The organism is Halorubrum tibetense (assembly GCF_042661865.1).
Lineage (GTDB): Archaea > Halobacteriota > Halobacteria > Halobacteriales > Haloferacaceae > Halorubrum > Halorubrum tibetense.
Genome location: NZ_JBHSWW010000147.1, coordinates 1 through 6,036, shown reverse-complemented (window position 1 = coordinate 6,036; position 6,036 = coordinate 1). Strand labels below are relative to the sequence as shown.

Here is a 6,036-nt window from a genome sequence, read left to right as displayed (position 1 = left end):
GTCCGCGCCGACCCGCTGGGCGACGAGGATCTGGGTGCCGACCGCGGCGACGACGACGGTCGCGCCGAGCAGCGACTGGATCGGGAGGCTCAACCCGACCGCGGCGACGGCCTCCTCGCTCACCCGTCCAAGCCAGAACGTGTCGATCAGCGCGTTGGCGACGTAGACGAGGTTCTGCGCGACGAGCGGCGCCGCGAGCAACAGGAGGACCCGACCGATCGGGCCGTCGGTGATCTCCTCCTGTGAGACGTCCAACATCAGGTATCGTTCCGGGATTGTCCAGGCATAATAAAACAGTACCGGTGCCGGATACGATCGGGTCGCTGACCCGCACGTTTTTGCGCGCGGCCGCCAAGGATAGCGTATGCAACGCGGCCGTCGGAAACCGGACTGGCTGAAATCCCGCCCACCGTCCGGGAGCCGGTTCACCGAGATCACGGAGACGCTCCGCGACCGCGACCTCCACACCGTCTGTGAGGAGGCGAACTGCCCGAACATGGGCGAATGCTGGTCCGGCCGCGACGGCCCGGGCACGGCGACGTTCATGCTCATGGGCGACCGCTGCTCGCGCGGCTGTAACTTCTGTGACGTCGAGACTGGCGGGATGGACCCGCTGGATACCGACGAACCCGCCAACGTCGCCGACGCGGTCGCGGAGATCGGTCTCGACTACGTCGTGCTCACGTCCGTCGACCGCGACGACCTCGCGGACGGCGGCTCCGCACATTTCGCCGAGACGATCCGCGAGATCAAACGACGCGACCCCGGGATCCTCGTCGAGACGCTGATCCCCGACTTCGCGGGCGACCCCGAGGCAGTCCGCCGGATCGTCGACGCGGGACCGGACGTGATCGCGCACAACGTCGAGACGGTGGAGCGCCTCCAGTGGCCCGTTCGGGACCGGCGGGCGACGTACGAACAGTCGCTCGCGGTGCTCGATCAGGTGGACCGCGAGAGCGACATCCATACGAAGACGAGCCTCATGCTCGGCGTCGGCGAGTACGACCACGAGGTGCACCGGACGCTCGGTGACCTCCGCGAGGTCGGCGTCGACGTGGTAACGTTCGGCCAGTACCTCCAGCCGTCGCGCTCGCATCTCGACGTGTTCGAGTACGTCCACCCCGACGTCTTCGAGACGTGGCGAGAGGTGGCCGAGACGGAGTTCGACTTCCTCTACTGCGCCTCGGGGCCGATGGTTCGGTCCTCCTACAAGGCCGGCGAGCTGTTCGTCGAGGCCCTCTTGCGTGAGGGCCGGTCGGCGGAGGCGGCCCGCCGACACGCCCGAGCTGCCGGCGGGGACTGACGGCCCCGAAACCGGGGGTCGGAATCGTCGTCGAACACGTCAGGCGGGACCGAACACTCCCAACGGAACTGACACGTCAGCCAGGATGTCGGTTCAAGAACACGTAGGGGGCCCGGAACGCCGGATCGAGCGTTGTCACAACAGCGAGTTATTTACCCATCGATGCCCGACGACGGGTAAGTGACACGTACACATGGCAACGACTGAACGGACTCTCACGGATTCGATACGAGCGCGGCCGGGGCTCGCCCTCGTCGCGCTGTTCGGGATCCTCCTGCTCGTCGACCTCGCGGCCAAGCTCGCCGGGATCACCGTCGGCCCGCTCGGTGGCTCCGTCTCCACGGGCCGGCTCGGCTCGAACCTGTGGAACGGGGTCGTGATCGGGCTGGTGATCGGCCTCGCGGGAGTCGGACTCTCGATGACGTACAGCATCCTCTCGTTCGCGAACTTCTCACACGGCGACCTCGTCAGCACGGGCGCGTTCACCGGCTGGGGGGTCGCCTTCCTGATCGCCGCGTTCGGCGAGGCACCGATACGAGCGCTCCTGACCGTCCGCGGGGCCGGAAGCGTCTCCCCCGGTGAGATCGGCGCGCACGTCCTCTCGACGCCGATCGCGATCCTCGTCGGGCTCGTGGCCGCCTTCGCCATCACGGCGCTCGTCGCGCTCGCGCTGGACCGGGCGTTCTACAAGCCCATGCGCGACCGGAGCGGGATCTCGCTGCTCATCGCCTCCATCGGGGCCGCGCTCGTCGTGCGATACCTGATACAGTTCGTCTACGGGTCGAGTCGGCGGGGCGTGACCGCAAGCGTCGACGCTTCCAACTTGGCGATCCCGACGCTCGGGCTCTCCATCAACGCCCACCAGCTGACGCTCGTCGTGGCCGCGGTCGGGCTGATGCTCGCCATGCATTTCATGTTACAGCACACTAAACTCGGCACCGCGATGCGGGCGATGGCCGACAACAAGGACCTCGCGCTCGTCACCGGGATCCCGGCCGAGCGCGTCGTGACCGCGACCTGGATCATCGGCGGTGGGCTCGCCGGGGCGTCCGGGTACCTCTACGTCCTGTTGCGGGGAACCATCCAGTTCGACTTCGGCTGGCTGCTCCTCCTCCTGATCTTCGCCGCCGTGATCCTCGGCGGGATCGGCTCGGTGTACGGCGCGATCGCCGGGGGTCTCGTCATCGGGATCGTGTTCACGACCTCGACCATCTGGATCCCCTCCGACTTCAACGAGGCGGCCGCGTTCGCCGTTATGATCCTCGTGTTGCTGTTCAAACCGGAGGGGATCTTCGGAGGTGTTTCGACGGCATGACGCGCCGGCCACGCACCGACGGGGGAAGCGAACCCGAAGACGGTCGCGACGAGGGGGACGCCGAGATGGCGTCCGAGGACGAGGGCGTCTATCGCGTCGTGATGGACGCCGCCCAGCGAAGCGACCTCGGACTGGTGTTGATCACGCTGGCGGTCGTGTACGCGGCCGCGACGCTGCTCACGATCACGGACGGGTTGAACAGCGTCGCCGGGCTGTTGCGGACGCTCACGTTCCTCGGCTTCGTCTACGCGCTCACCGCGCTCGCGTTGAACCTCCAGTGGGGGTACGCGGGGCTGTTCAACATCGGCGTCGCCGGCTTCATGGCCGTCGGCGTGTACACTATGGGGATCGTCGTCCGGTCCCCGGAACCGGCGTTCGGCCCGCCGGGGTTCGGCCTCCCGCTCCCGATCGGGATCATCGCGGGGGTGGCGATGGCGGCGATCGTCGGGCTGATCGCTGCGCTACCGGCGCTCCGGCTCCGCGCCGACTACCTCGCGATCGTCACGCTCGGGTTCTCGGAGATCATCCGGCTGACGCTCCAGTCGAGCGCGTTCGACACGTTCCTCAGGGAGTCGATCGGCGTGGGAACCGGCGGCGGTCGCGGCATGGGGATGCCGAGCAACCCCGTCCGCGATCTGTTCCTGGTCGACGGTCGCGCCGGCGACCCCACGGCTCTCGGCTCGGCCGTGTTCGGCGTCCTCGGCGACGGCGGAGTGGGGATCTCACACACGATCCTCATCGGCTGGGCGTACGTGTTCGTGCTCGGCGGCTTCCTCGTCGGGTTCTACGTCCTCTTGGAGCGTCTGGGCCGGTCGCCGTTCGGACGGACGCTGAAGGCGATCCGTGAGGACGAGCTCGTCGCCGACTCGCTCGGCAAGAACGTCGACCTGATCAAGATCAAGACGTTCGCCATCGGCTGTGCGCTGATGGGGCTCGCCGGGATCCTCTGGTTCGGCAGTCAGGGGAACGTCTCGCCGACCCCGCAGTTCATGCCGCTTCTAACGTTCTACGTCTTCGTCGCCGTTATCATCGGTGGTGCGGGCTCGAACACCGGGGCGGTGCTCGGCGGGATCGTGTTCGCGACGGTGCTGTTCGAGGGGCCGCGCCGGGTCGGGTCGACGATCCGGGGCACTATCGACGCGCCGACCCCGCCGTCGTTCGCCGACGCGGTCGCCTCGCTCGACCCGATCGCGTTCCTCGCGTTCGCGACGGACAACATCGCGCCGCTCCAGTTCGTCTTCCTCGGGTTAGTGTTGATCTTCATCATGCACCGAAGGCCGGACGGACTGCTTGGCCACCGGATGGAGTCGGCAGCGGCGGTCGATCCCGCTCACCGCCCCACGGGAGGTGATGACGATGAGTGAGCCGAACGGGACGGGCGATGAGACCGACGCCCACGACGCGAACACCGCGCGGGACATCCCCGATGCGGACGATACCTCCGACGCGGACGACACCCCGGACGCGATCGACGCGACGGCCGAGACGGCGTATCCCGACGACAGTCAGACGGAGGCGGACGCCCGGAGCACGCCGCGGTCGCTCCCCCTGCGCGTCGACGGACTCGTAAAGCGGTTCGGCGGGATCACCGCGGTCGACGGCGCCTCCTTCGAGGTGGAGGAGGGGTCGTTGACGGGGCTCATCGGGCCCAACGGGGCCGGAAAATCAACCACGTTCAACTGCATCACCGGCGTCCATCAGCCGACGGGAGGGCACGTCTACTTCCGGAACGAGGAGATCACGGGGATGGAACCGTATCAGATCGCCCGAAAGGGGTTGGTCCGAACGTTCCAGATCGCCCGCGAGTTAGAGGAGATGACGGTGCTCGAGAACCTCATGCTCGCGCCGAAGGGCCAGCGCGGCGAGTCGGCGATACAGTCCGTGACGCCCGGCCTTCGCGGGGCGGTGATCGAGGAAGAAGAGGCGATACGCGAGCGCGCGTGGGAGACGCTGGAGTTCTTCGAGATCGACCACGTCGCCACGGAGTACGCGGGGAACCTGTCCGGCGGCCAGCGCAAACTCCTGGAGATGGCCCGGGCGCTCATGACGGATCCGGAGGTGGTGCTACTGGACGAACCGCTCGCCGGGGTGAACCCGACGCTGGAGGAGAAGCTGCTCGAACGGATCCATCAGCTCCGCGAGGAGGGGTACACGTTCCTCCTCGTGGAACACGACATGGACGTCATCATGAACAACTGTGAACACGTCATCGTCATGCATCAGGGAAGCGTACTGGCCGAAGGGGACCCGGAGGACGTCAGACGGAACGAACGCGTCATCGATGCGTACCTGGGGGAGGACGTATGAGTGACACGGAGCGGTCCGCGGCGGACGCGGACACGACTGGCGAGGACAAGGCCGCAGCGGACGCGGACACGACCGGTGAGGACCAGCCCACGGCGGACGCGGATACGACCAGCGATACCCGCATCGACACCGATGCGAACGCGGTCGGCGGCGCCGGAACCGAGCACACGCTTGTCGGCGACGCGATGCTCCGGCTCCGCGATCTCGACGCGGGCTACGGCGACCTCCAGATCCTCTCGAACGTCGACCTCGACGTCGCCGAAGAGGAGTACGTCACCATCGTCGGGCCGAACGGCGCGGGTAAATCGACCGTGATGAAGACGGTGTTCGGGCTCACGACGTACATGGACGGGTCGGTCGAGTTCGAGGGGACGCCGATCCACGGGCTCGCGCCGGAGTCGATCATCCGGGAAGGGATCGGGTTCGTTCCCCAGAACGACAACGTCTTCCCCGGGTTGAGCGTGCGCGAGAACCTCGAAATGGGGGCGTACATCCTCGACAGCGTGCCGGAAGACCGGATCGAGGCGGTGTACGAGCGGTTCCCGATCCTGCGCGAGCGTGAGTCACAGAAGGCCGGCACGCTCTCCGGCGGTCAGCGGCAGATGGTGGCGATGGGACGGGCGCTGATGCTCGATCCCGACCTGTTGCTGCTCGACGAACCGTCGGCGGGGCTCGCGCCCGACCTCGTCGCCGACATGTTCGACCGGATCGACCGGATCAACGAGGCCGGAACGGCGATACTCATGGTCGAACAGAACGCCAAGGAGGCGCTGCGGCGCTGTGACCGCGGCTACGTCCTCGTGAACGGTGAGAACCGGTACACCGACCGCGGCGAGGTGTTGCTCGGCGACGAGGACGTCCGCCGGGACTTCCTCGGCGGGTGATCACGGCGGGTCCGCGGTCTCACCCGACTCCGTCCGTGTGTCACTCAAGTCCGTGTCGCCCCGGCTCGCGTCCTCCCCGATGGCCGCTCGAACGGCGTCGAGGACGCCGTCGATACCCTCCGCCGTCGTCTCGATGTCGACCCGCTCGACGCGGTCCGCCGCCGAGACGACCGACCGATTCGGCTCCGCGGGTTCACCCACGAGGACGGTGAGGTCGGCCGCGGCGG

General features: G+C 67.6%; 7 protein-coding genes. 5 read left to right on the top strand and 2 right to left on the bottom strand.

Annotated elements, in window-relative coordinates; all coding sequences use genetic code 11:
* Positions 1 to 258: MATE family efflux transporter (locus ACFQEU_RS10170; protein WP_379781771.1), on the bottom strand; the 258-nt coding region annotated here is incomplete at its 3' end.
* 106 nt (positions 259 to 364) lie between these two features.
* Here ACFQEU_RS10170 and lipA point away from each other — a divergent pair.
* The 5 genes from lipA to ACFQEU_RS10145 all read left to right on the top strand — a co-directional run bounded on the left by lipA (position 365) and on the right by ACFQEU_RS10145 (position 5,809).
* The gene (gene lipA, locus ACFQEU_RS10165; RefSeq protein ID WP_379781769.1) at positions 365 to 1,303 is read left to right on the top strand and encodes a lipoyl synthase; all 939 of its coding nucleotides are present in this window, start codon (positions 365 to 367) and stop codon (positions 1,301 to 1,303) included.
* Between the two features lie 193 nt (positions 1,304 to 1,496).
* Positions 1,497 to 2,618 (top strand): branched-chain amino acid ABC transporter permease, encoded by a 1,122-nt coding sequence (locus ACFQEU_RS10160; protein ID WP_379781767.1) that lies wholly within the window; start codon positions 1,497 to 1,499, stop codon positions 2,616 to 2,618.
* Between the two features lie 65 nt (positions 2,619 to 2,683).
* A complete protein-coding gene (locus ACFQEU_RS10155; RefSeq protein WP_379781775.1) occupies positions 2,684 to 3,982 on the top strand; it encodes a branched-chain amino acid ABC transporter permease in 1,299 nt (432 codons plus the stop codon).
* The gene (locus tag ACFQEU_RS10150) at positions 3,975 to 4,925 is read left to right on the top strand and encodes an ABC transporter ATP-binding protein (RefSeq protein ID WP_379781765.1); all 951 of its coding nucleotides are present in this window, start codon (positions 3,975 to 3,977) and stop codon (positions 4,923 to 4,925) included. Before ACFQEU_RS10155 ends, ACFQEU_RS10150 begins: the two co-directional genes overlap by 8 nt.
* Before the next feature lie 185 nt (positions 4,926 to 5,110).
* Positions 5,111 to 5,809 (top strand): ABC transporter ATP-binding protein, encoded by a 699-nt coding sequence (locus ACFQEU_RS10145; protein WP_379781773.1) that lies wholly within the window; start codon positions 5,111 to 5,113, stop codon positions 5,807 to 5,809.
* On the opposite strand, the gene ACFQEU_RS10140 is transcribed toward ACFQEU_RS10145, so the two are convergent.
* The coding region (locus tag ACFQEU_RS10140; RefSeq protein WP_379781763.1) for a hypothetical protein at positions 5,810 to 6,036 on the bottom strand (227 nt) is incomplete at its 5' end.

Excerpts from the sequence above, each read along its gene's own strand:
- lipA (WP_379781769.1), top strand. The coding sequence starts at position 365 with ATGCAACGCGGCCGTCGGAAACCGGACTGGCTGAAATCCCGCCCACCG.
- ACFQEU_RS10160 (WP_379781767.1), top strand. The coding sequence starts at position 1,497 with ATGGCAACGACTGAACGGACTCTCACGGATTCGATACGAGCGCGGCCG.
- ACFQEU_RS10155 (WP_379781775.1), top strand. The coding sequence starts at position 2,684 with ATGGCGTCCGAGGACGAGGGCGTCTATCGCGTCGTGATGGACGCCGCC.
- ACFQEU_RS10150 (WP_379781765.1), top strand. The coding sequence starts at position 3,975 with ATGAGTGAGCCGAACGGGACGGGCGATGAGACCGACGCCCACGACGCG.
- ACFQEU_RS10145 (WP_379781773.1), top strand. The coding sequence starts at position 5,111 with ATGCTCCGGCTCCGCGATCTCGACGCGGGCTACGGCGACCTCCAGATC.